Origin of the sequence: Caulobacter sp. SL161 (genome assembly GCF_026672375.1) — a bacterium.
In the GTDB taxonomy this organism is placed as follows: Bacteria; Pseudomonadota; Alphaproteobacteria; order Caulobacterales; family Caulobacteraceae; genus Caulobacter.
Map to the genome: position 1 here is coordinate 2,675,345 of NZ_JAPPRA010000001.1, position 20,058 is coordinate 2,695,402.

Consider the following 20,058-nt stretch of genomic DNA (forward strand, 5'->3'; position numbering starts at 1 on the left):
TCGTTTAGCTGGCGGTTCTTCCACCTTATGGCCAAGCCGTAGCGAGGCGAGCGCCGAGGCGCAAGGCGGACCTTGCGGCAGCGCAGCATAGCTTTTGGGTTCTCGACTCAGTTTGTCCGTGGGCCGAACAGGATCAGCGCCGCTCCGGCCAGGCAGATCACCCCGCCGATCAGGTCCCAGCGATCGGGGCGAGCGCCTTCCACCACCCGCATCCAGGCCAGGGACGCGATGATATAGACGCCGCCATAGGCTGCGAACGCCCGCCCTGCCGCGCCGGCCTCGATCCGCGCCAGCAGCAGGGCGAAGATCACGAGCGACAGCACGCCCAGCACCGCCCATCCCGGCGACTTGCCCAGCCTGAGCCAGGCCCAGAAACCGAAGCAACCCGCGATCTCGGCCAGGGCCGCGAGGACGTAGATCGCGAAACTGGTCAATGCCGCAACGCGGCGAACCAGCGATCGATCATCGCCGCCTCGACGGCCAGCGCCTCGGCCCGCGCCTTGGCCTCGGCGTCCTCGCCCCACTGCTCGGCCTGATAGATTTCGTCGAGGCGCGACAGGTCCAGCGCTTGTTGACCAGCCAGTTGTCCTGCACGAACCGCCAGGCCCAGCACCGTCGAGCCGAACAGGCCGGCGGCGAAGGCCACGCCCGCCAGCGCGAAATCGTCCAGCGTCAGGGCCAGGGCCTCGACCGACGCAAGCGTCTCCGGCGGTTGCGGCGCATGGATGATCCCCGCCACGGGCGTGAAGACGAGGCCGTGCTCGGCCCTGGCCCAGTCCAGAACCGCGCCCCATTCACGCTCCTGCCGCTCGACCAGCACGCGGGGGCTCTCGGCGCGGTAGCAGAGGTGGTCGGAGGCGGCGTAGGCGGTGATCTCGCGGGCAACCTCGGCGCGCGTCTCGGCGATCCGGTCAATGGCGGTAAAGGCCAGGCGCGTCGCGGGCATCAGGCTGTTGTCGATATACTCGACCTGCGCCTCCCACTCGGCCGCGATCATCGCGCCCAGCGCCTGGGTGGGGGCGACGAGCGGCTTCCTGGCCGGCGACTTCGGCGTGCGACCGTCCAGCTGGATCGCAAAGCCCTGTTCGACCGGCGCGGCGGCGGCGGACTTGTAGAAGCGCTTGGGTTTCAGCAAAAGTTCGGACTTGTCGGACACAGGGCAGCTCTTTTCGCGATCGTCCGCGACGGATCGGTGGCGGAAGCGCGTTGAATGGGCAAGATCGCGATGTCGCGCAAGGGAGACCCTCGCTTGAGCCTGCCCTCCAAGGACCTGATGGCCGCCATCGCCGCCACGCGCTTTGGCCTGGGGGCTCGCCCCGGCGAGATCGACGCCGCCAAGGCCGATCCGCAGGGCTTCCTGATCGCCCAGATCCGCCGCAAGGGCGCCGACATTCCGGCGAATGACGGCGAGACGAGCGCCGAGCGCCTGAAGCTGCTGAGGGACGCGCAAATCAAACTGCGCGCCGCTCGAAAGGCTCAGGACTCTGACTCCTTCGCGCTCGCCGAACAGAGCCGAGAGGTCCGGCAACGTACACGTCAGCGCTTCAACGCCGACTTCCTCGCCCGGGCGCAACTTGCAGCAAGAACGCCGGACGCTTTCAGGGAGCGCTGGGCCCTCTTCTGGGCGAACCATTTCACCGTCTCGGCCACGAAACAGACCACGACCGCTGTGGTCGGCCCGTTCGAACGCGAAGCGATCCGCCCCTATGTGTTCAGCAGCTTCGAGAACCTGCTGGTGGCGTCCTCGACGCATCCGGCCATGCTCACCTATCTGGACCAGGCGCAGTCGATCGGCCCCCAAAGCCGCGCCGCCCAGTTCGCCGCGCGTCGCCGGAACAGGGCCGACGCCGGACTGAACGAGAACTTGGCTCGCGAGATCCTGGAACTTCATACGGTCGGGATCGACGCAGGCTACACGCAAGGCGACGTCACCGAGTTCGCCCGCGCCCTGACAGGCTTCTCCATCGGTCGCGACGAGGAGGGCCGCGCCGGACAGTTCGTCTTCCGCGAGCAGGCTCACGAACCCGGCGCGCGGACGATCCTGGGACGCCGCTATGCCGAGGCGGACATGGGGCAGGGCCTCGCCGTCCTGCGCGACCTCGCCGCCGATCCGCGGACCGCCCGCCACGTCTGCGGCAAGATCGCCCGTCACTTCGTCGCCGATGTCCCTCCCCCGCCGCTGGTTCAGAGGCTTGAGCAGCGCTGGATGGCGACGGGCGGGGACCTGGCGGCGGTGGCCAGAACCCTGGTCGAGAGCCCTGAAGCCTGGGATCCGACGCCCGCCAAGATCAAGACGCCCTACGAGTACGCTCTTTCGACCTGGCGACTGATCGACGCCGAGCCTTCTGCGTTCGAGCGCATTGCGCCAATCCTGACCAGCCTTGGCCAAAAACCGTTCGCGCCGCCCTCCCCCAAGGGCTGGCCCGAAGACGCCCAGACCTGGGCGGCGCCGGACGCGCTGATCAAGCGCATGCAGTGGGCGCAGGGCTTCGCCGCTGCGGTCGCGGATCAAACCGACCCAAACGCCCTTGCCGCCTCGGCCCTGGGGGAACGGCTGACGCCGCTCGCCGCCAAGGCCGTCGCCCGGGCCGAAACCCGTCGCGAAGCCTTCGCCCTGCTGATCATGAGTCCGGAGTTTCAGCGCCGATGACCGCCCCCCTGAACCGTCGCTCGCTGCTGGGCCTGGGCGCCAGCCTGGGGCTGACCGTCAACTTCTTCGGAACCCAGGCCTTCGCCGCCTCGGAAGGGGAGCTGAGCCGCAAGAAGCTGGTCATTGTCATCTGCCGAGGCGGCATGGACGGCTTGTCGGTGGCGCCGCCGGTCGGCGATGCGAACTACGGCGCCCTGCGGGGCTCGATCGCCCTGCAACGTGACCAGGTGCGGATGCTGGATGACACCTTCGGCCTGCATCCCGACCTCAAGGCCGTGCACGCGCTGGCCCAGAAGGGGCAGGCCCGGATCGCGCCGGCCATCGCCAGTCCCGACCGCGCCCGCTCGCACTTCGAGGCCCAGGACGTGCTGGAGACGGGTTCAGCCAAGGTCTATGGCGCAGAAACAGGCTGGCTGAACCGGACGCTGGAAGCCCTGGCGCCGGTCCGCCCGATCGAGGGTCTGTCGGTGGGCACGACCGCGCCCCTGATCCTGCGGGGCAAGGTCCAGGCCGCCAGTTGGTCGCCCGGCAAGGGCGTCGACGAAACTGCTCGCCTGCCCATGCTGCTGCAGGATCTCTACAGGTCTGATCCGCTGCTGGGCCCGGCGTTCGCGCGCGGGCTGGAGACCGAAGCGATGGCTGAGACGGCCATGGCCGTCCAGGCGAGGGCTCCGATGGCGCCCGCCATGGCCGCCGGAGGACAGAACCGAGGCGGCGTTGAGACCGCCCGCAAGCTGGGCTCGACCCTGGGCGGCTTCATGACCCAGGCCGGCGGCCCGCAGATCGCTGCGGTCTCGCTGGACGGCTTCGACACCCATGCCAACCAGCCCGGCCAGATCGCGACGCGCCTCGTCAGTATGGACGCCGTACTGGATGGCCTCCATACCGGCCTGGGCGCGGAATGGAAAAACACGGTGGTGCTGGTCGTCACGGAGTTTGGACGCACCGCGCGCGTGAACGGCACGGGCGGCACCGACCACGGCACGGCGTCGACCGGCCTGATCCTGGGCGGCGCGCTCAAGCCGGGCGGCATCGTCGGCGACTGGCCGGGGCTCGCCGACAAGGCCCTGTTCGAGAACCGCGACGTCGCGCCGACCCTGGACATGCGCGCGCTCTTCAAGGGCGTGCTGGCCGATCACATGGGCGTTGACCGCGCTCTTCTCGACAAGACCGTGTTCCCCGACAGCGCCGACATAAGAGCTGTCACAGGACTGGTCTAGAGATCCGCCAAAGGCGGAGACCCGCGTCCCTCTGGAGGCGCGGTCGGTGGGGGACCAAGCGGCGCGATCAGCGTCGCTTGGTCTGACGCCGGGCGAACGGCTCGGCCTCGGCCTCGTCTTCCGAGAAGCCGAACTTGCGGAAGCCTTCCTTCATCTCCGGGCTCAGCGGCGCTTCGATGTGCAGCATGCCGGCCGACGGGTGCGGCAGCAGGATCGAGCGGGCGTGCAGCTGCAGCTTCAGCCCTTCCGACAGCGGCGCGGACTTCTCGTCGCCATACTTGGGATCGCCCAGGATCGGATGACCCATGGCCTTCATGTGCGCGCGCAGCTGGTGGGTGCGGCCGGTGTGCGGACGCAGCGCCATCCAGGTCACACGAGGCCCGGCGCGGCTGATGGTGACGAACTCGGTCTCGGCCGGCTGGGCGTCCGGGTCCTTGGGCTGGGCCGGCACGACCAGTTCGCGATCGCCCACCCCGCGCTTGGCCAGGTGCAGCTCCATCACGCCCTCTGTCGGGTGCGGATTTCCGGCCACGATCGCCCAGTAGGTCTTCTGCGCCTTGCGCTTGGCGAAGGCGCCCGACAGACGCGCGGCGGCCGACGGGGTCTTGCCCAGCAGCAGCACGCCCGAGGTGTCCCGGTCCAGCCGGTGGACCAGGCGCGGACGATCCACGCCCTCGCCCCAGGCGCTCAGCAGCTTGTCGATATGCTTGGTGGTCTTGGTGCCGCCCTGCACGGCCAGGCCCGCCGGCTTGTTCAGGGCCAGGACCTCTTCGTCCTCGTACAGCACCAGCGACTTGGCATAGGCGACGTCGCGCGCCGACAGCTTGTTCTTATCGGACGGATCGGGCGCGTCGGGCAGCGGCGGCACGCGAATCTGGCTGCCGGCCGCCAGCTTGGTGTCGGCCTTGGCGCGCGAGCCGTCCACCCGGACCTGGCCCGAGCGGAACAGCTTGTTCAGCTGGATGTGGTTCAGATGCGGCCAGCGACGCTTGAACCAGCGATCGAGGCGAACCCCGTCCTCGCCGGCGTCGACGTACAGGGTGCGGACTTCCTTGGTGCTCATGCGAAGACTTTCCGGGCCACCAGCAGGCCCGCGAACAGGGCCGCAATCGCCAGAAGGACGCTCGCGGCGGAATAGGTGAACGCCTGGCCGTAGGCGCGCTTCTGGATCATCAGCGCAGTCTCCAGCGAGAACGACGAAAAAGTGGTGAAGCCACCCAGGACGCCGACACCCAGCATGACGCGCCAGGTCTCGCTGGAGGTGTTTCCCCGATGGGCCAGCCAGGACGCCAGACAGCCCATCAGAAAGCCGCCGACGACATTGACCGTGAAGGTTCCATACGGCCAGCCGGGGCCCATGACCCGCATCGCGCCGACGCCCACCAGGTAGCGCGCGACGGACCCGACGGCCCCGCCGGCCGCCACCAGGAGCAGCTTGTTCATGACCGCCTTATGCGCCGAGGGGGCGAGAACGCCAAGCGCCCACCGTCATTCCCTTGGTTTTCCCGGGTTTCTTTCACGGTAAACCCCTTCGGAAACCCTATTTACAAACGAGAGGTTAAGCGCGTCACAGGCAATTTAGGGGCTCATTTTAAGCACCAGGCCCATGCCCTTCGACACTCCTCCATCGGACGCGAACGAACGCGTGGCTCTCCCGACGCCGGTGATCCATCGGCTGGCGGGCACCGACCTGGTCGCGCGCGGCTCGGTGAACGTCATCAGCATCAAGGCCATCCGCGCCTGGGCCGGCGATTGGTGGAGCCATAAGCGGGCCGACGTCTGGACCTATGTCGAGCGCAAGCTGAACGAGCACCTGGACCGACAGGACCTTCGCGCTCGCATCTCCGAGAGCGAGTTCCTGATCGCGATGAGCCATGATCAGGGCCTGGCCGCCCAAGCGACCAGCGTGAAGATCCTCGAGGACGTGCTGACCCACCTGCTGGGCGCGGCCTCGGTGACGGACCTGGGAATCCGCTCGGTCATCGGCGTCGAAGACGGCGCGGCGGTGTGCAAGCGTGTCGATCCGAGGATTGTCCTGGCGGCCAGGGCGCGCCGCGACTCCGCCCGCTCCCCCGTCCGCATCGCGGTCGATCCTGGCGACGAGTCCCGCCGCACACCGGTCGCCTTCACCACGGCGGGCGGCGCGGCCCTGCGCGTCGACTTCACGCTCGAACACGTGGTCAATCTCAGGCGCAACATTACGACCGCCGTCCGCATCGAGCCGATGGTCACGCACCTGGCCAGCGGGCGACAGGCCTCGGCCCGCACTCTGACCAAGCTCTCGGACCGCGACGTCGCCTTCATCGACGAGTCGACCCTGAAGTATGCAAGCGTGTTCGCGCGATGCGCTCAGGGGCCCAATACGCCGGAACTGATCCTGCCGGCGTCCTTCCGCACCCTGGGCACCCAGCGCGGTCGAGACCTGCTGACGGGAACGGCGGGACTATCGCTCAGCCTGCTGCGCGGCGGCGTGATGATTGAGCTGGTCGACATCACGCGCGGCACGCCCGCCGGCCGGCTGCTTGAGGTCGTCGGCTTGCTGCGGGCGCTGACACGCGGCGTCATCGCGCGCGTGCCGCCCGACAAGGAGGCGCTGCGCGTATTGCGCGATGCGCGCGTGGCGGCGCTGGCGCTGGATGCCTCGGACCTGTCTGGCGAAGCGGGCAAGATCGCGATGGACATCATGGCCTTCGGTCGTGATGCGCGGGGTCTGGCGGCCATGACCATCCTTCAGGGCCTGCCTGCGGAGGGCTACTTCGCGGCTGCGGACACGGCGGGCCTGACCCACGCCTCGCTCAGAGCCACCTACCCGTTGAGCAAGCAGGCCGCAGCCTAGAGCCCTTTAGCTTTAGATGGAATCATCCAAAGCGTTTGAAATGGCTGTAAGTATTTGATTTTATAGTTTATTTATCCGGTTTAGATAGTTCCATCCAAACCAGACAGGCTCTAGGCGTGAAGGGTCAGCAACGCCCTTGCCGCCGCCCGCGCCGCCTCAGTGACCTCGGCCCCCGATAGCATGCGAGCGATTTCCTCTTCCCGCTGAGCGGGGCTGAGCGGCTCGACCTTGGTGCGGGTCGAGGTGTCGTCGCCCGACTTGGAGATCCGCCAGTGCGCGTCGCCGCGCGCGGCCACCTGCGCTGAATGGGTCACCACCAGCACCTGGGCGTTGGCGGCGAGCCGCTTGAGGCGCAAGCCGACTGCGTCTGCGACCGCGCCCCCCACGCCCTGATCCACCTCGTCGAAGATCATCAATGGCTGGGGACCGCCACCGCGGCCGGCCAGGGCGGCCTTCAGCGCCAGGGCGAAACGTGCCAGTTCCCCGCCCGAAGCGATGGCTTCCATGGGCCCGAACGGCGCGCCCGGATTGGTCGAGATCTCGAACGCCACACGATCCAGTCCCGACGGACCGGCCCGATCCTCGCCCAAGGGTTCGACAGCGACGCGGAACTTCGCCTTTTCAAGCTTCAAGGGCGTCAGTTCCGCCTCGACGGCCTTGGCCAAAGCATCACCGGCCGCACGGCGCTCGGCGGACAGGGCCTCGGCCGCGTAGAGATAGGCGTCCCGCGCCTCGGCCGCGGACTTCTCGGCGGCGCGCAGCGAGTCTTCGGAGGTCTCGATGGCCTGAAGCCGCGCGGCGAACTCGGCGCGTTTGGCCGGCAGATCATCGACAAGGACGTTCAGCTTCCGCGCCATGCCCCGCAGGGCGAAAAGGCGTTCCTCGGCCTTCTCCAGGCGATCAGGCTCGAACTCGAAGGTTTCGGCGACGGCGTCGATCGCGGCCGAAGCCTCCTGGGCCTCGACGAGCGCCCGGTCCACCGCTTCGCAGGCCGCCGACAGCCGGGTCATGGCCGAGCCCTCGGCCGGCGCGCCGGCCTGCAGCGCGCGGTCACGGGCCCGCTCCAGAGCGCGATAGGCCTGGGCCAGCCGGCCTGAGAGGTTGTCGCCGGCCAGCGCATCCTTAGCAGCGGCGATATCGGCCATCGCCTTCTCGGCGGAGCTGAGCAGCGCCCGCTCCTCGGCCAGGCTCGCCTCCTCGCCTTCGCGCGGGTCCAGGCGGTCCAGTTCAGAGAGACGGAGCGTCAATTCCTCGGTCTCGGCCGCCGCGCGGCCAGCCAGGTCGCGAAGCTCCTCAGCCCTGTCGCGGGCGGCGCGCCAGGCGCTCCAGGCCGAGGCCGCGGCCCCCAGGTTGACCCCACCAAAGGTGTCGAGCAACCCACGATGGGTCTTGGGATCCAGCAGACCCACGGTCTCGTGCTGGCCGTGGACCTCCAACAGAAGCGCTCCGAGATCCTTCAACACGCCAACGCTGGTGGCTTGGTCGTTGACGAAGGCGCGCGAACGACCATCGGGCGAGAGCTGTCGGCGCAGAACGAGGTCCTCGTCCCGCGCATAGGACAGACCCTTATCGTCGAGATAGGCGAAGGCGGGATGGTCGGCTGGAAGCGCAAAGATCGCCGTGGCCGAAGCCTGCCCCGTCGCCCCCCGGCGAACCAGTCCGGCATCGGCGCGCGCGCCCGTCGCCAGGCCCAGGGCGTCGAGGATGATCGACTTGCCCGCCCCGGTTTCACCGGTCAGCGCCGTGAGGCCCTCGCCGATGGCAAGGTCCAGGCTCTCGATGAGCACGACGTCACGGATGGAAAGGCCGATCAGCATGGGTCGCAAGATCGCCGGGAATCAGGATTTTTCAAAGCGCAAAGGCGGAACGAAACGGGACCATCGAAGATCCCGCCGCGATCTACATGCCCAGCGGCCCGAGCAGACCCTTCTTGGCCTTGCGTTCGCCAGGCGGAGCCAGGGTCGCTTCCTTGTCCTTCGACAGGATGCGTTCCAGAGCGTTGCGCTTGGCGCCGGCCTTCAGCGGCTCGACCGCCGGACGCAGTCCGTTGTCGTTCAGGAGGCGGTAGGCGTCGACGTACCAGCGATCGCCCGGGAAGTTGTACCCCAGCACCGCGCCGTTACGCTTGGCTTCCTCATTGAGACCGATCGTCAGATAGGCTTCGACGAGGCGGAACAGGGCTTCGGGCGTGTGCGAGGTCGTCTGATGGCGCTCGATCACGGCCTTGAACCGGCCAATCGCGGCCAGGGTCTGGCCGTTCTTAAGGTACCAGCGACCAATGGCCATTTCCTTGCCGGCCAACTGGTCGTTGACCATGTCGATCTTCAGCCGCGCGTCGGTGGCGTATTCGGTGTTCGGATAGCGCTGGACGACGTCGCGCAGGGCGGCCAGGGCCTGCTCAGTCGCGGCCTGGTCGCGGTTCACGTCGACGATCTGTTCGAAGTAGCAGATGGCCTTCAGGTAGAAGGCGTATTGGGCCGACGGATTGCCGGGATAGAGCGAGATGAACCGGTCGGCGTCACCGATCGCTTCGGCGTACTGGTTGCCCATGTAGTGGGCGTAGCCCGTCATCAGGATCGAGCGGCGCGACCATTCCGAATAGGGGTGCTGACGCTCGACTTCGCGGAAATAGTCGACGGCCTCATTCCAGTTGCCGCGGTCCAGACGGTCCGCGCCGGTGGAATACAGCAGTTCAACGGGACGCTCTTCGTAGACGAGGGTCGGCTTCTTGGCCTTGCCGGCGCAACCCGCCACCGAGGCGGCGACGAGGACAGCGGCGATCATGACGGCCGGACGTCCCTGGATAATACGAAGCACGGACTCTCTCACCCTCGAAGCAAACGTGCGCCCCTGCGCCGTGCAAGGCTTCTACACCACGCCGTCAAAGGCGCAAATGCGAAGGCCAGGCCCCGACTTTCTGGAGACGCGCCTAAACCGCTTCTGCAAGGGCCGGCGCGAAGGCGCGCAGGCGCCAAGCGCGCGGCTGGGCCAGCAACGCTCGAACCACGGCGTTATTGAGGCCATGCCCCGCCAAAACGCCTTCGAAACGGCCGATGATGGGCTTGCCCAGCACGTAGAGGTCGCCCACGGCGTCCAGCGCCTTGTGGCGAACGAACTCGTCCGGACGGCGCAGGCCTTCCGGGTTCAGCACGCGGTCGCCGTCGATGACCACGGCGTTCTCCATCGAACCGCCGCGCGCCAGGCCGATGGCGCGCAGCGCCTCGACGTCGCGGACGAAACCGAAGGTGCGGCAGTCGGACAGCTCGGCGCGGAACGATTCCTCGTCGATCGCCAGGTCGACGGCTTGGCGACCGATCGCCTTGCTGGCGAAGGCGATCTCGAAGGCGACCTCGAAGCGATCGGCCGGAAGCAGGCTAGCGCGCTTGTCGCCCTCCTCCACCGTGATCGGCGCCAGAATCTCGATGTACTGGCGAACGGCTTCCTGGCGACGACGACCGGCGCGATCCAAGATCTGAACAAAGGGCTCGGACGAGCCGTCCATGATCGGCACTTCCGGGCCGTCGACCTCGACGATGCAGTTGTCGATCGACAGCGCGGCCAGCGCGGCCATCAGGTGCTCGATCGTGGAGACGCGCACGTCATCGGCGTTGTTGATCACCGTGCCGAGCTGGGTCTGGCAGACAGCGTCCGCAGTCACCGGCACGCGGTTGTCGCGGTCATGCACATCGGTCCGCACAAAGACGATCCCCATGTCGGCGACCGCCGGGCGCACGGCGACGCGAACATGCGCGCCCGTGTGCAGGCCGATCCCCGCAAAGATCACCGGTCCTGCGACCGTGTGCTGAAAATAACCCGAAGCCGACACTCGAGACCCTTATTGGCTAGCGGACGACTCTACGGCCGACCTTTCGCCCCCAGCTAGCATTTAGGTGCGTCGCTGCGCCGCGGCAAAGCAAAGTCTGTTTCGGATTGTTACCACATAAGAGGCTGTATTTATTTCATTTTTACAACAGGCGCACGCCCCTGGAAACGGAACGCGGATCGATGACCGACGCTCTGGCGAGGCCTTGCCTGCGGCCCTAGCCGCTGGAGCAAAGCAGGTCTAGGCTCCGCTGCCAGTGAGCATAACCGTTTCCAGGAAATCGGGTTTCATGATCAAAAGCTTGCGCCTTGCCGCCTCCGCCCTCGTCCTGACCGCCGCTATGGCCGGCGTGGCCGCCGCCCAGGCGCCGACCAAGGCGGACGTCTTCACCGCCAAGGACATGGCCAGCCTCGACCGGCTCAGCGATCCACGCGTCTCGCCTGACGGTCGCCATGTTCTCTACAGCGTGCGGACGATGGACTATCCCGCCAACAAGGCGTCCATGTCGCTTTGGCTGGCGGACCTGAAGACCAAGATGGCCCCGCGCCGCCTGAAGGTCTCTGACGGCGGCGCGGCCAGCGGCCGCTGGAGCGCTGATGGCAAGACCATCTACTTCACGTCCAGCCGGGCCGGCGGGACCGAGCAGGTGTTCAAGACGGACGTCACGGGCGAGACGGCGACGCAGGTCACCGCCACGCCGTTCGACGTGCAGGCCTACAAGGTGGCCCCAAACGGCAAGACGATCGTCGTGGCCATGGCTGTGTTCCCCGACTGCCCCGACCTGGCCTGCACCGAGGCGCGGCTTGCGGCGAAGACCGCCACCAAGGCGACCGGCGTGGTCTATGACCGGCTGTTCGTCCGTCATTGGGACACCTGGAAAGACGGGACGAGGAACCACCTCTTCGCCTATAGCCTGGACGCCGATGGCGTCGCCGCAGGCCAGCCGGTCGCCCTGATGAAGGGTTTCGACGGCGACAGCCCGACCAAGCCCTTTGGCGGCGACGAGGACTTCGTTATTACCCCCGAGCAGGACGGGGTGGCCTTCGCGGCGAAACGGGCCGGCAGGGAAGAAGCCTGGAGTACGAACTTTGACTTCTGGGTCGCCAAGTTCGACGGGTCGGAGCCGCTGAACAACCGCACCGAAGCCAACAAGGCCTGGGACTCCGCCCCGACGCCCTCGCCGGACGGCAAGTACGCCGCATATCGAGCCATGAGCCGGCCGGGCTTCGAAGCGGACCGCTTCCGGATCATGATCCGCGACCGAGCGACCAAGCAGGACCGCGAACTCGCCCCCCAGTGGGACCGCTCGGCCGATGCGGTCGCCTGGAGCCCTGACGGCAAGACGATCTATGCTACCGCGCTGGATGTGGGTCAGGGCAAGCTGTTCGCCATCGACGTCAAGACCGGTAAGGTCACAGCCCTGACGGGCGAGGGGCATGTCACCGCCTTTGACGTGGGTCCTAACGGCATCGTCTACGCCTCGGACTCCCTGAAGAGCCCCTCGGAGCTTTTCTTCCTGCCGCCCAAGGGTCCGGCGGTGAAGGTCGCGAGCGTCTCGAGCAAAGCGCTCAAGAACGTCGCCTGGGGCGAGCCCGAGCAGTTCAGCTTCAAGGGCTGGAACGACGAGACCGTGCACGGCTTCCTCGTCAAGCCGGCGAACTTCGACCCGGCCAAGAAGTACCCCGTGGCCTTCCTGATCCACGGTGGCCCGCAGGGCTCGTTCAGCAACGCCTGGAGCTATCGCTGGAACCCGCAGGTCTACGCCAACGCCGGCTACGCCGTGGTGATGATCGATTTCCACGGCTCGACCGGCTACGGCCAGGCCTTCACCGACTCGATCAGCCGGCACTGGGGCGACCGTCCGCTGGAGGATCTGCAGAAGGGCTGGAGCTTCGTCCTGTCGAAATACGGCTTCCTCGACGGCGATCGCGCCTGCGCGCTGGGCGCGTCGTACGGCGGCTACATGGTCAACTGGATCGCCGGCAACTGGAACCAGCCCTGGAAGTGCCTCGTGAACCATGACGGGATCTTCGACACCCGCGCCATGGGCTACTCGACCGAAGAGCTCTGGTTCACCGAATGGGAGAACGGCGGGCCGCCCTGGCAGGCCGGCACGACCTACGAGACCTTCAACCCGGCGCACCACGTCGACAAATGGGTCAAGCCGACGCTGGTGATCCAGGGCCAGCTGGACTACCGCGTTCCCGTCGAGCAGGGCCTGGCGACCTTCAACGCCCTGCAGCGGCGCGGCGTGCCCAGCAAGCTGCTGTACTTCCCCAACGAGAACCACTGGGTGCTGAAGGCCCAGAACTCGGTGCAGTGGCACAAGGAAGTGCTGGACTGGCTGGACCAGTGGACCGGGAACACGCGGCCGGGGAAGTGACCTCAGGTTAGCACCCCCTCCACCGCTTCGCGGTCCCCCTCCCCCGTTTCACGGGGGAGGATGGCGCTTTTCTCCTCTCCCGCATCGCGGAGGAGGTAGCGCGCTGCGGAAACGCAGCGTGACGGAGGGGGCGCTTACAACCGCCCCGTCGCCACCGCCAATGTCAGGCGGAGCTTCTTCTCCAGCTCGCCCATCTCACGGCCCGACACATAGGCGCGCGCCAGGGCGGCCGGGGTCACGGCGGGGAACGCCGCCACGGGCAATCCCCTCACCTCGCGCCGCGCGGCCTTCAACTGGGCCTCGACCCGCTGCTTCACGTCGGCTTGCGTCCAGTCTTCCGGCAGCCGCGAGCGTCCCACCGACTTCAGCCGCCAAAGTCCCGAAAGCCCCCAGGCGCGCGCTGCGCCCTTGACCGCGTGCGGATCGGCGGCGGGGTTGAGCCGTCGCGCCGCGAGCACCGCCAGGGCGCCGGCGGTGCCGTCGATATAGGCCAGCACCGCCGCCTCATCCTTCAGCGGCCCCTCGTCCAGGTCGGTGAACCGCGCTTCAGCCAGGACGGCCAGGGCGTTGGCATCGAACCCCGAAGCGGCCAGGGCCTCAACATTGGGATGCTTGCGGGGCGGTTTGCCGGCGGCGATCTCCTCCATCGCCTCGCGCCACCAAGTCAGGCGGATCTCGCCCATCAAGGCGTTCGACACGCCGCCGGCCACCCGGGCCAGCTCATAGTTCAGGCCATAAAGGGCGATGACGTCGGCGCGGGCGGCCGGATCGGCGATGAAGCGCGTCGCCAGCCAGCGGTCGTGGTCGACGCGGCGGACGAGGTCGTCGAGGGTCTCGGTGTCGGCCATGGGGTCCAGAACGAAGAAGGCCCGCCGCGAGTCGCGACGGGCCCTCCCCTTACAGCATTTTCCAGCCGGGTTTAGCCAAACAGCGTCTGGTTCATCGCCATGGTGGCCAGCATCGGGATGCTGAGAAGGGTGTTGGTGCGCGAGAACAGCATGGCGGTCTTGGCGGCCTTGGCCTTGGCGTCCGCGTCAGCCTCGACGATGCCCAGCGCGATCTTCTGGTTCGGCCAGATGAACACCCAGACGTTGAAGAACATCACCGTGGCCAGCCACATGCCCGTGCCGATGAAGGTGAAGCCCATGTCGACGCCAGGCGTATAGCCGCCCGCCAGGCCCAGGGTGAAGGCTTCGACGAGGTAGCCGCGGTTATAGGCCAGCAGCACGCCCATCACCCAGGTCGCCAGAGCGGCCCAGCGGAACCAGAACAGCGCCTCGGGCGCGATATACTTGCTGACGGCCGGTTTCAGTTCGGCCGGGATCTGCGGCATCACCCGGATCTGCACGAAGTTGAAGTAGTACAGCAGGCCGATCCAAAGGATGCCGAACAGCACGTGCAGCCAGCGGAAGATGGCCTGGAAGTAGGTGGCGTCGTGCCCGTGCGGGCTATGGCCGTAGCCAATCACAATCACCAGGGCCAGCACGAAGCTGACGATGATCGTGTTGCGGAAGTTCGAAAGCAGTCCAGTCATCGGTTTCCCCCTCGGATCCCATTTTCCTTAAGGGGACCATAGGGATATTTGGGAGTCGGGCAAAGTCGGGATACCGAAGGTCGACGAAGCCCCGCTCAGACGGCGATCAGCGCCGCCGCCAGTCTCCGGCCTTCGCTGGCTAGAACATTGTAGGTGCGCGCGGCCGCTTCAGTGCTCATGAACTCCAAGCCGACGCCGGCCGCCTTCAGGGCGTCACGGACCGGACGCGGCGGCAGCGCGTTGTTCAGGCCCGTGCCCAAAAGCACGAACTCGACCGCGCCGCCCGCCGCGAAAACCTCGGCGAACGACTCCGGCGTAAGCTCGGAAAGCGCCGAGACGGCCCAGTCGCGGGGCTGGTCGTCGAGGATCAGCAACGAGCCGGGTCGCCAGACGCCGGCGACCCGAAAGCCGCCGCCGCCCCAGGCGTCGATGGACGGCGGCTGGCGCATCAGGGCTGCGAGGCCGCACCGAGCTTGATCGGCGTGGCTTCCTCTTCGCCGCGCTTGACACCCCACAGCAGGATGATCGGCGCGCCGACATAGATCGACGAGTAGGTGCCCACCGCGATGCCGAAGATCATGACGACCGAGAAGCCGAACAGGGCGTCGCCGCCAAAGATCGCCAGACCCGTCAGGGCCATGATCGCCGTGACGCCGGTGATGATCGTACGCGACACGATTTCGTTGATCGACAGGTCGATCACGTCCTTCAAAGGCATCTTCTTGTACTTGCGCAGGTTCTCGCGCAGGCGGTCGAACACGACGACGGTGTCGTTCATCGAGTAGCCGATCACCGTCAGCAGCGCGGCAACGGTGTTGAGGCTGAACTCGATCTTGAACAGCACGATGAAGCCGAAGGTCAGGATCAGGTCGTGCAGCAGGCCCGCCACGGCGCCCAGGCCAAACTGCGGCTCGAAGCGAAACCAGATGTAGAGAAACATCAGGCCCACGGCGAGCACCAGGGCCAGGACGCCGCTGCGGAACAGCTCGCCCGAGACCTTGGGACCGACCGCCGAGGGGTTGAGGAACTGGACGGGATCGCCGAGCGACTGCTTCAAGGCGGTCTTGACGTTGGTCAGGGTGACACCAGGGTCACCGCCCGCCGGCGTCTGGAAGCGCACCAGGGCGCGATCCGGCGAGCCGAAGGCCTGCACCTGGACGTCGCCCAGACCTTGAGCTTCCAGGGTGGTGCGAACCTTGGCCAGATCGACCGCGCGCGGGGCGGTCGAGACTTCCATGACGGAGCCGCCCTTGAAGTCGATGCCGAGATTCAGTCCGGGCTTGAACACGCCGATCAGCGAAGCGACCACGAGGACCGCGCTGATCACCGCCATGATGCGGGCGAACTTGACGAAGGTGAGGTTGGTTTTCTGCGGGAGCAGCTTGATCAGGGGCCAGGCCATAGGTGCGCTCACTCAGATCGGAAGTTTCTTGGGGCGGGCAGCGCGGAACCACCAGCCGATGAGAAGCTGGCTGACCAGCACGGCGGTGAACACCGAGGTGAACACGCCGATAGACAGGGTCCAGGCGAAGCCGCGAACAGGACCCGCGCCGAACGCGAACATGATGCCCGCCGCCACCAGGGTGGTGATGTTGGCGTCGATGATGGTGGTCATCGCGCGCGAGAAACCCGCGTCCGCCGCCAGGATTGGCGACTTGCCGGCTCGCGCCTCGTCGCGCATCCGCTCATAGATCAGCACGTTGGCGTCGACGGCCACGGCCAGGGTCAGAATCAGACCCGCGATACCCGGCAGCGTGAGGGTCGCCTGGGTCAGCGACATCGCCGCCACGATCAGCATGCCGTTGATAATCAGCGCGACGACCGCAATCCCGCCGAACAAGAGCCCGTAGCTGAGGATCATGAAGGTGACGATGGTGATGAACGCCACGAGGGTGGAGATGGCGCCAGCGCGCACGGCGTCCGCGCCCAGTTCGGCGCCGACGGTGTTCTGCTGCTCGACCTTCAGGGGTGCGGGCAGCGCGCCTGAACGCAGCAGCAGGGCCAGGTCGGCCGCGCTCTCGACCGTGAACGAGCCCGTGATGATGCCCGAACCGCCGGGGATAGCGCCGTTGATCACCGGCGCCGAGATCACGCGACCGTCCAGGACGATCGCGAACCGCTTGCCGACATTGCGGGCCGTGGCGTCGCCGAACTTGCGCGAGCCGGAGCCATTGAACTTGAACGAAACGGCCGGAGCGCCTCGGTCATCGAAGCTCTGACGGGAATCGACCAGTTCGTCGCCCGAAACCAGTGCGCGCTTCCGCACGACATAGACGGGCTGAAAATCATCGCCGGGCAGCGCCTCGGAGCCCGGCGGAATCCGGCCGGCCGCGATATCCTCGGGCGTGACGGAGTCATCGACCATCTGGAACGTCAGCTTGGCGGTCTTGCCGACCACGGCCTTCAGACGCTCGGGATCGCTCTCGCCGGCGGCCTGGATCACGATCCGGTCGGCGCCTTGGCGCGTGATGTTCGGCTCCTTGGTGCCAAGGCTGTCGATACGGCGGCGAATGGTTTCGATGCTCTGATCGACGGCCATCGACGCATCCTGAGCCGCAGCTTCCGGGATGAACGAAAGCTCGAGGCGTTGGTCGTCGCGCTTGTCGACCGAGACGTCGCGACCGCTGATCGAGCCGGCGAACGGCGAGCCGACCGAGCGGCGCAGTAGGTTGGCGGCCTCGTCGACCTTGGCGGCGTCGGCGATGCGGAGCCGGACTGTGCCGTTGACTTCAGCCAGTTCGCCGAAGGTGATCTGCTCGCCCCGCAGGACGGTGCGGACATCCTCGACGAGGTTCTTCAGGCGCTCCTTGCGCAGGGCGTCAGTGTCGACCTCGTACATCAGGTACGAACCGCCCTGCAGGTCGAGGCCGAGGTTCAGCTTCTGCTTGGGCAACCAGTCCGGAAAGCTGTCCAGCGTCTTCTGTGGCAGGAGATTGGGCAAGGTGAAGAGAATGCCGAAGATCACCGAGAAGGTGACCAAGACAATCTTCCAGCGAGACAGTGTCAGCATGGATAAAAGCTCGGAGCGACGCCGGGTGACGCCTGGATTTGCGCTGAGACCCGGCCGCCAGACGATGATCGCCTGACGCCGGAGACCCAGATCAACACGTCCGGAGCCCCTTCAAGGAGGCATCCGAACCGATGGCTACTACGCTTGGAACGTCAGATCAGTTCTTGGCGTCGTTGGCGGCGGCCGGCTCGCCCTTGGTGCGGACTTCGGCGATCATGCCCTTCACGACCTTCACGGTCACGCCCGTGGCGATCTCGACGCCCACTTCGCGGTCCTCGACGCGGACGATCTTGCCGATCATGCCGCTGGACAGCACGACGGTGTCATTGCGCTTCAGGTTGTTGAGCATGTTCATATGCTCCTTCTGGCGCTTCTGCTGCGGACGGATCAGCATGAAGTAGAACAGCACGACCATCAGGATGATCGGCAGGATGTTCATCAGGGTCGCCGCGGTGGAACCGGTGGCCATGGTCTCTCCAATAAAAAAGCCGCTATGCGCGCCGCCTAGAAATAGGGTCGCGCCAAGTCGGCGGAAGCTATGCGTTCGCCTTATCTTTTGCAATGCGAGCGCGTGAGGGTATGGAGCCACACATGACTGAAGCGCTCGCACCCCTGCTCGCCCGTATCGCCGACGCCCTGGAGCGCTTGGCTCCGGCCACTCCGCCGGCCCCGGATTTCAGCACTGCGCGCCTGTTCCGGCACGAACCGGCGGCGGCCGCCTTCGTTCCCGCGCCGGACTACCCGCTCTCGCTGGATCTGCTGGTCGGCATCGACCGGCAGAAGGCCCGGTTCGTCGAGAATCTCCGACGCTTCGCCGAAGGCCTGCCCAGCAATCACGTGCTGCTGTGGGGGGTGCGCGGTACGGGCAAGAGCTCGGTGACCAAGGCCGCGTTCGTGGCCATGGCCGACACCTATCCCGACCTCAAGCTGATCGAGGTCGATCGCGACGAGGTGGTCGCCCTTCCCCCGCTGTTCGACCTGCTGCGCGCCCGCTCCGAACGCTTTGTGGTGCTTTGCGACGATCTCTCGTTCGAGGACGGCGCAGCGGCGGCCAAGGCGCTCAAATCGGCGCTGGAGGGCGGAGTCTCGGGCCCGCCCGAAAACGTGCTGTTCGTCGCCACCTCCAACCGTCGTCACCTGATGCCGCGCGACCACGTCGAAAGCCAAGGCGCCATCGCTGCGGCCGAGAACGCCGAGGAGGAGATGAGCGTCTCCGACCGCTTCGGCCTGTGGATCGGCTTTCCGCCGATGGACCAGGCGACCTATCTGCAGGCGATCCGCAGCTACGCCGAGCAGTTTGGCCTGGACGCCGCTGATCTCGACCGGCGCGCGCTGCAGTGGTCGCAGATGCGCGGCGGTCGCTCAGGCCGCGTGGCCTGGCAGTTCGTTCGGGATCTGGCGGGAGAGCTTGGCGTCGGACTGCCGAGCTAGGGCTGGACCGAGCCCTCTTGAAATCCGATCATATTTGAGAAAATTTCTCTTCTGCGAGATTTGCAGAGGAGAGCCGCGTGCCGCCCACGGACGCCGACACCGCCGCCGACCTGGCCCTGGCCTACCGGCTTGAGACCTTGCGGCGGGAACGCGACCTGTCGTTGGACGCCGCCGCCGCCCTGACGGGACTCAGCCGGGCGACGATCTCGCGCATCGAGCGAGGCGAGACCAGCCCCACGGCCAACGCTCTGGGACGGCTCTGTAACGCCTATGGCCTGACGATGTCGCGCCTGCTGGCGGCGGTCGAGACCAGCGCGCCTCGGCTTCTGCGCGGCGCCGACGCCGCGCATTGGCGTGATCCGGAGAGCGGCTTCCTGCGCACCCTGATCGCCCCGCCGACCGAAGGCTACGCCACCGAGCTGGCGCTGGGGGAGCTGCCGCCCGGCGCGGAGGTCCGCTACGAACTCGACCGGCCCCAGCGCGAAGGGTATGCCCCCGCCGGGCGCGAGCAGTTCTTCTATCTGATCGCCGGCGAGCTCCATCTGGACATCGAGGCCGAGACCTATCGGCTGAGCCCCGGCGACTGCCTGCGCCATCACGGCGTCGACGCCAAGCGGATCGCCAATCCGGGCGCCGAGCTCGCCCGCTATCTCATCATCAACACCACGACGGTCTAGACGACATGACCAAGCCGCAGCTTCGCATCATCGCCGGCGATTTCGAGGATCCTCGCATCATCGCCCTGCTGGCCCATCACTTCGCGACTATGCGCTCAACTGGCCCGGAAGAGAGCTGTCACGTCATGCCGCTGGACGCCATGCGCCAGGCCGATCTCGACTTTTTCGCCGCCTGGGACGGCGACGCCCTGGCGGGGTTCGGCGCGGTCAAGCCCCTGGGCGACGGCCACGGCGAGATCAAGTCCATGCACACCGCCGCAGCGCATCGAGGCCGGGGCGTCGGCCAAGCCGTTCTGGACCATCTGTTGACGCACGCACGCGCCCTGGGCTTACAGCGTCTCAGCCTTGAGACCGGGGCTGGCGACTTTTTTATTCCTGCCCGTGCCATGTACGCCCGCAACGGCTTCCAGGCCTGCGAGCCCTTTGGCGACTACAGGCCCGATCCCAACAGCGCCTTCATGACCCGAACGCTTTGACGCCCCAAAGAAAAGGCC

The 20,058-nt window shown here is 66.9% G+C and carries 20 protein-coding genes; 7 read left to right on the forward strand and 13 right to left on the reverse strand.

What is annotated here, in order from left to right; all coding sequences use genetic code 11:
- Nucleotides 1–107 precede the first annotated feature (107 nt).
- A complete protein-coding gene (locus OVA11_RS12995; protein ID WP_268067758.1) occupies nt 108–434 on the reverse strand; it encodes a YnfA family protein in 327 nt (108 codons plus the stop codon).
- Nucleotides 431–1,156, reverse strand: a complete 726-nt coding sequence (locus OVA11_RS13000) for an ATP12 family chaperone protein (RefSeq protein ID WP_268067759.1) — start codon at nt 1,154–1,156, stop codon at nt 431–433. The genes OVA11_RS12995 and OVA11_RS13000 overlap by 4 nt, the downstream gene beginning before the upstream one ends.
- A 54-nt stretch (nt 1,157–1,210) precedes the next feature.
- On the opposite strand from OVA11_RS13000, the gene OVA11_RS13005 reads away from it, so the two are divergent.
- Together OVA11_RS13005 and OVA11_RS13010 are read left to right on the forward strand one after the other, a co-directional pair.
- Nucleotides 1,211–2,650, forward strand: a complete 1,440-nt coding sequence (locus tag OVA11_RS13005; protein WP_268067760.1) for a DUF1800 domain-containing protein — start codon at nt 1,211–1,213, stop codon at nt 2,648–2,650.
- The gene (locus tag OVA11_RS13010) at nt 2,647–3,870 is read left to right on the forward strand and encodes a DUF1501 domain-containing protein (RefSeq protein ID WP_268067761.1); all 1,224 of its coding nucleotides are present in this window, start codon (nt 2,647–2,649) and stop codon (nt 3,868–3,870) included. The genes OVA11_RS13005 and OVA11_RS13010 overlap by 4 nt, the downstream gene beginning before the upstream one ends.
- Nucleotides 3,871–3,937: 67 nt before the next feature.
- Here OVA11_RS13010 and OVA11_RS13015 read toward each other — a convergent pair whose 3' ends face one another.
- Nucleotides 3,938–4,933: an RluA family pseudouridine synthase gene (locus tag OVA11_RS13015; RefSeq protein WP_010919846.1), complete on the reverse strand. Its 996-nt coding sequence runs from the start codon at nt 4,931–4,933 to the stop codon at nt 3,938–3,940.
- Nucleotides 4,930–5,313 (reverse strand): fluoride efflux transporter CrcB, encoded by a 384-nt coding sequence (gene crcB, locus OVA11_RS13020; protein WP_010919847.1) that lies wholly within the window; start codon nt 5,311–5,313, stop codon nt 4,930–4,932. The genes OVA11_RS13015 and crcB overlap by 4 nt, the downstream gene beginning before the upstream one ends.
- Before the next feature lie 163 nt (nt 5,314–5,476).
- Between crcB and OVA11_RS13025 the strand changes: the two genes are divergently transcribed.
- Nucleotides 5,477–6,706 (forward strand): hypothetical protein, encoded by a 1,230-nt coding sequence (locus OVA11_RS13025; RefSeq protein ID WP_268067762.1) that lies wholly within the window; start codon nt 5,477–5,479, stop codon nt 6,704–6,706.
- Nucleotides 6,707–6,816: 110 nt separating this feature from the next.
- Here OVA11_RS13025 and recN read toward each other — a convergent pair whose 3' ends face one another.
- The 3 genes from recN to lpxC form a co-directional block, all read right to left on the reverse strand.
- Nucleotides 6,817–8,523, reverse strand: coding sequence for a DNA repair protein RecN (gene recN, locus OVA11_RS13030; protein ID WP_268067763.1), 1,707 nt, complete (start codon nt 8,521–8,523; stop codon nt 6,817–6,819).
- Between the two features lie 82 nt (nt 8,524–8,605).
- Nucleotides 8,606–9,535, reverse strand: coding sequence for an outer membrane protein assembly factor BamD (locus OVA11_RS13035; RefSeq protein ID WP_268067764.1), 930 nt, complete (start codon nt 9,533–9,535; stop codon nt 8,606–8,608).
- A gap of 100 nt (nt 9,536–9,635) precedes the next feature.
- Nucleotides 9,636–10,532, reverse strand: a complete 897-nt coding sequence (lpxC, locus tag OVA11_RS13040) for a UDP-3-O-acyl-N-acetylglucosamine deacetylase (RefSeq protein WP_268067765.1) — start codon at nt 10,530–10,532, stop codon at nt 9,636–9,638.
- Nucleotides 10,533–10,818: 286 nt separating this feature from the next.
- On the opposite strand from lpxC, the gene OVA11_RS13045 reads away from it, so the two are divergent.
- Nucleotides 10,819–12,912 (forward strand): alpha/beta hydrolase family protein, encoded by a 2,094-nt coding sequence (locus OVA11_RS13045; RefSeq protein ID WP_268067766.1) that lies wholly within the window; start codon nt 10,819–10,821, stop codon nt 12,910–12,912.
- 134 nt (nt 12,913–13,046) lie between these two features.
- On the opposite strand, the gene OVA11_RS13050 is transcribed toward OVA11_RS13045, so the two are convergent.
- The 6 genes from OVA11_RS13050 to yajC form a co-directional block, all read right to left on the reverse strand.
- Entirely contained in the window at nt 13,047–13,760 is a 714-nt protein-coding gene (locus tag OVA11_RS13050) for a phytoene/squalene synthase family protein (protein ID WP_268067767.1), read from the reverse strand.
- Nucleotides 13,761–13,831: 71 nt separating this feature from the next.
- Nucleotides 13,832–14,446, reverse strand: coding sequence for a urate hydroxylase PuuD (locus OVA11_RS13055; protein ID WP_096050955.1), 615 nt, complete (start codon nt 14,444–14,446; stop codon nt 13,832–13,834).
- A 95-nt stretch (nt 14,447–14,541) separates the two neighbouring features.
- Nucleotides 14,542–14,895, reverse strand: a complete 354-nt coding sequence (locus tag OVA11_RS13060; RefSeq protein ID WP_268067768.1) for an Mth938-like domain-containing protein — start codon at nt 14,893–14,895, stop codon at nt 14,542–14,544.
- Nucleotides 14,895–15,860: a protein translocase subunit SecF gene (gene secF / locus OVA11_RS13065; protein ID WP_268067769.1), complete on the reverse strand. Its 966-nt coding sequence runs from the start codon at nt 15,858–15,860 to the stop codon at nt 14,895–14,897. Before secF ends, OVA11_RS13060 begins: the two co-directional genes overlap by 1 nt.
- Nucleotides 15,861–17,456: a protein translocase subunit SecD gene (secD, locus tag OVA11_RS13070; RefSeq protein ID WP_268067770.1), complete on the reverse strand. Its 1,596-nt coding sequence runs from the start codon at nt 17,454–17,456 to the stop codon at nt 15,861–15,863.
- 157 nt (nt 17,457–17,613) lie between these two features.
- A complete protein-coding gene (gene yajC / locus OVA11_RS13075; protein WP_268067771.1) occupies nt 17,614–17,925 on the reverse strand; it encodes a preprotein translocase subunit YajC in 312 nt (103 codons plus the stop codon).
- A gap of 122 nt (nt 17,926–18,047) precedes the next feature.
- Between yajC and OVA11_RS13080 the strand changes: the two genes are divergently transcribed.
- The 3 genes from OVA11_RS13080 (at nt 18,048) to OVA11_RS13090 (ending at nt 20,040) form a co-directional block, all read left to right on the forward strand.
- Nucleotides 18,048–18,887: an ATP-binding protein gene (locus tag OVA11_RS13080; protein WP_268067772.1), complete on the forward strand. Its 840-nt coding sequence runs from the start codon at nt 18,048–18,050 to the stop codon at nt 18,885–18,887.
- Between the two features lie 77 nt (nt 18,888–18,964).
- The gene (locus OVA11_RS13085; RefSeq protein WP_268067773.1) at nt 18,965–19,564 is read left to right on the forward strand and encodes a helix-turn-helix domain-containing protein; all 600 of its coding nucleotides are present in this window, start codon (nt 18,965–18,967) and stop codon (nt 19,562–19,564) included.
- 5 nt (nt 19,565–19,569) lie between these two features.
- Entirely contained in the window at nt 19,570–20,040 is a 471-nt protein-coding gene (locus OVA11_RS13090) for a GNAT family N-acetyltransferase (protein WP_268067774.1), read from the forward strand.
- Nucleotides 20,041–20,058 lie beyond the last annotated feature (18 nt).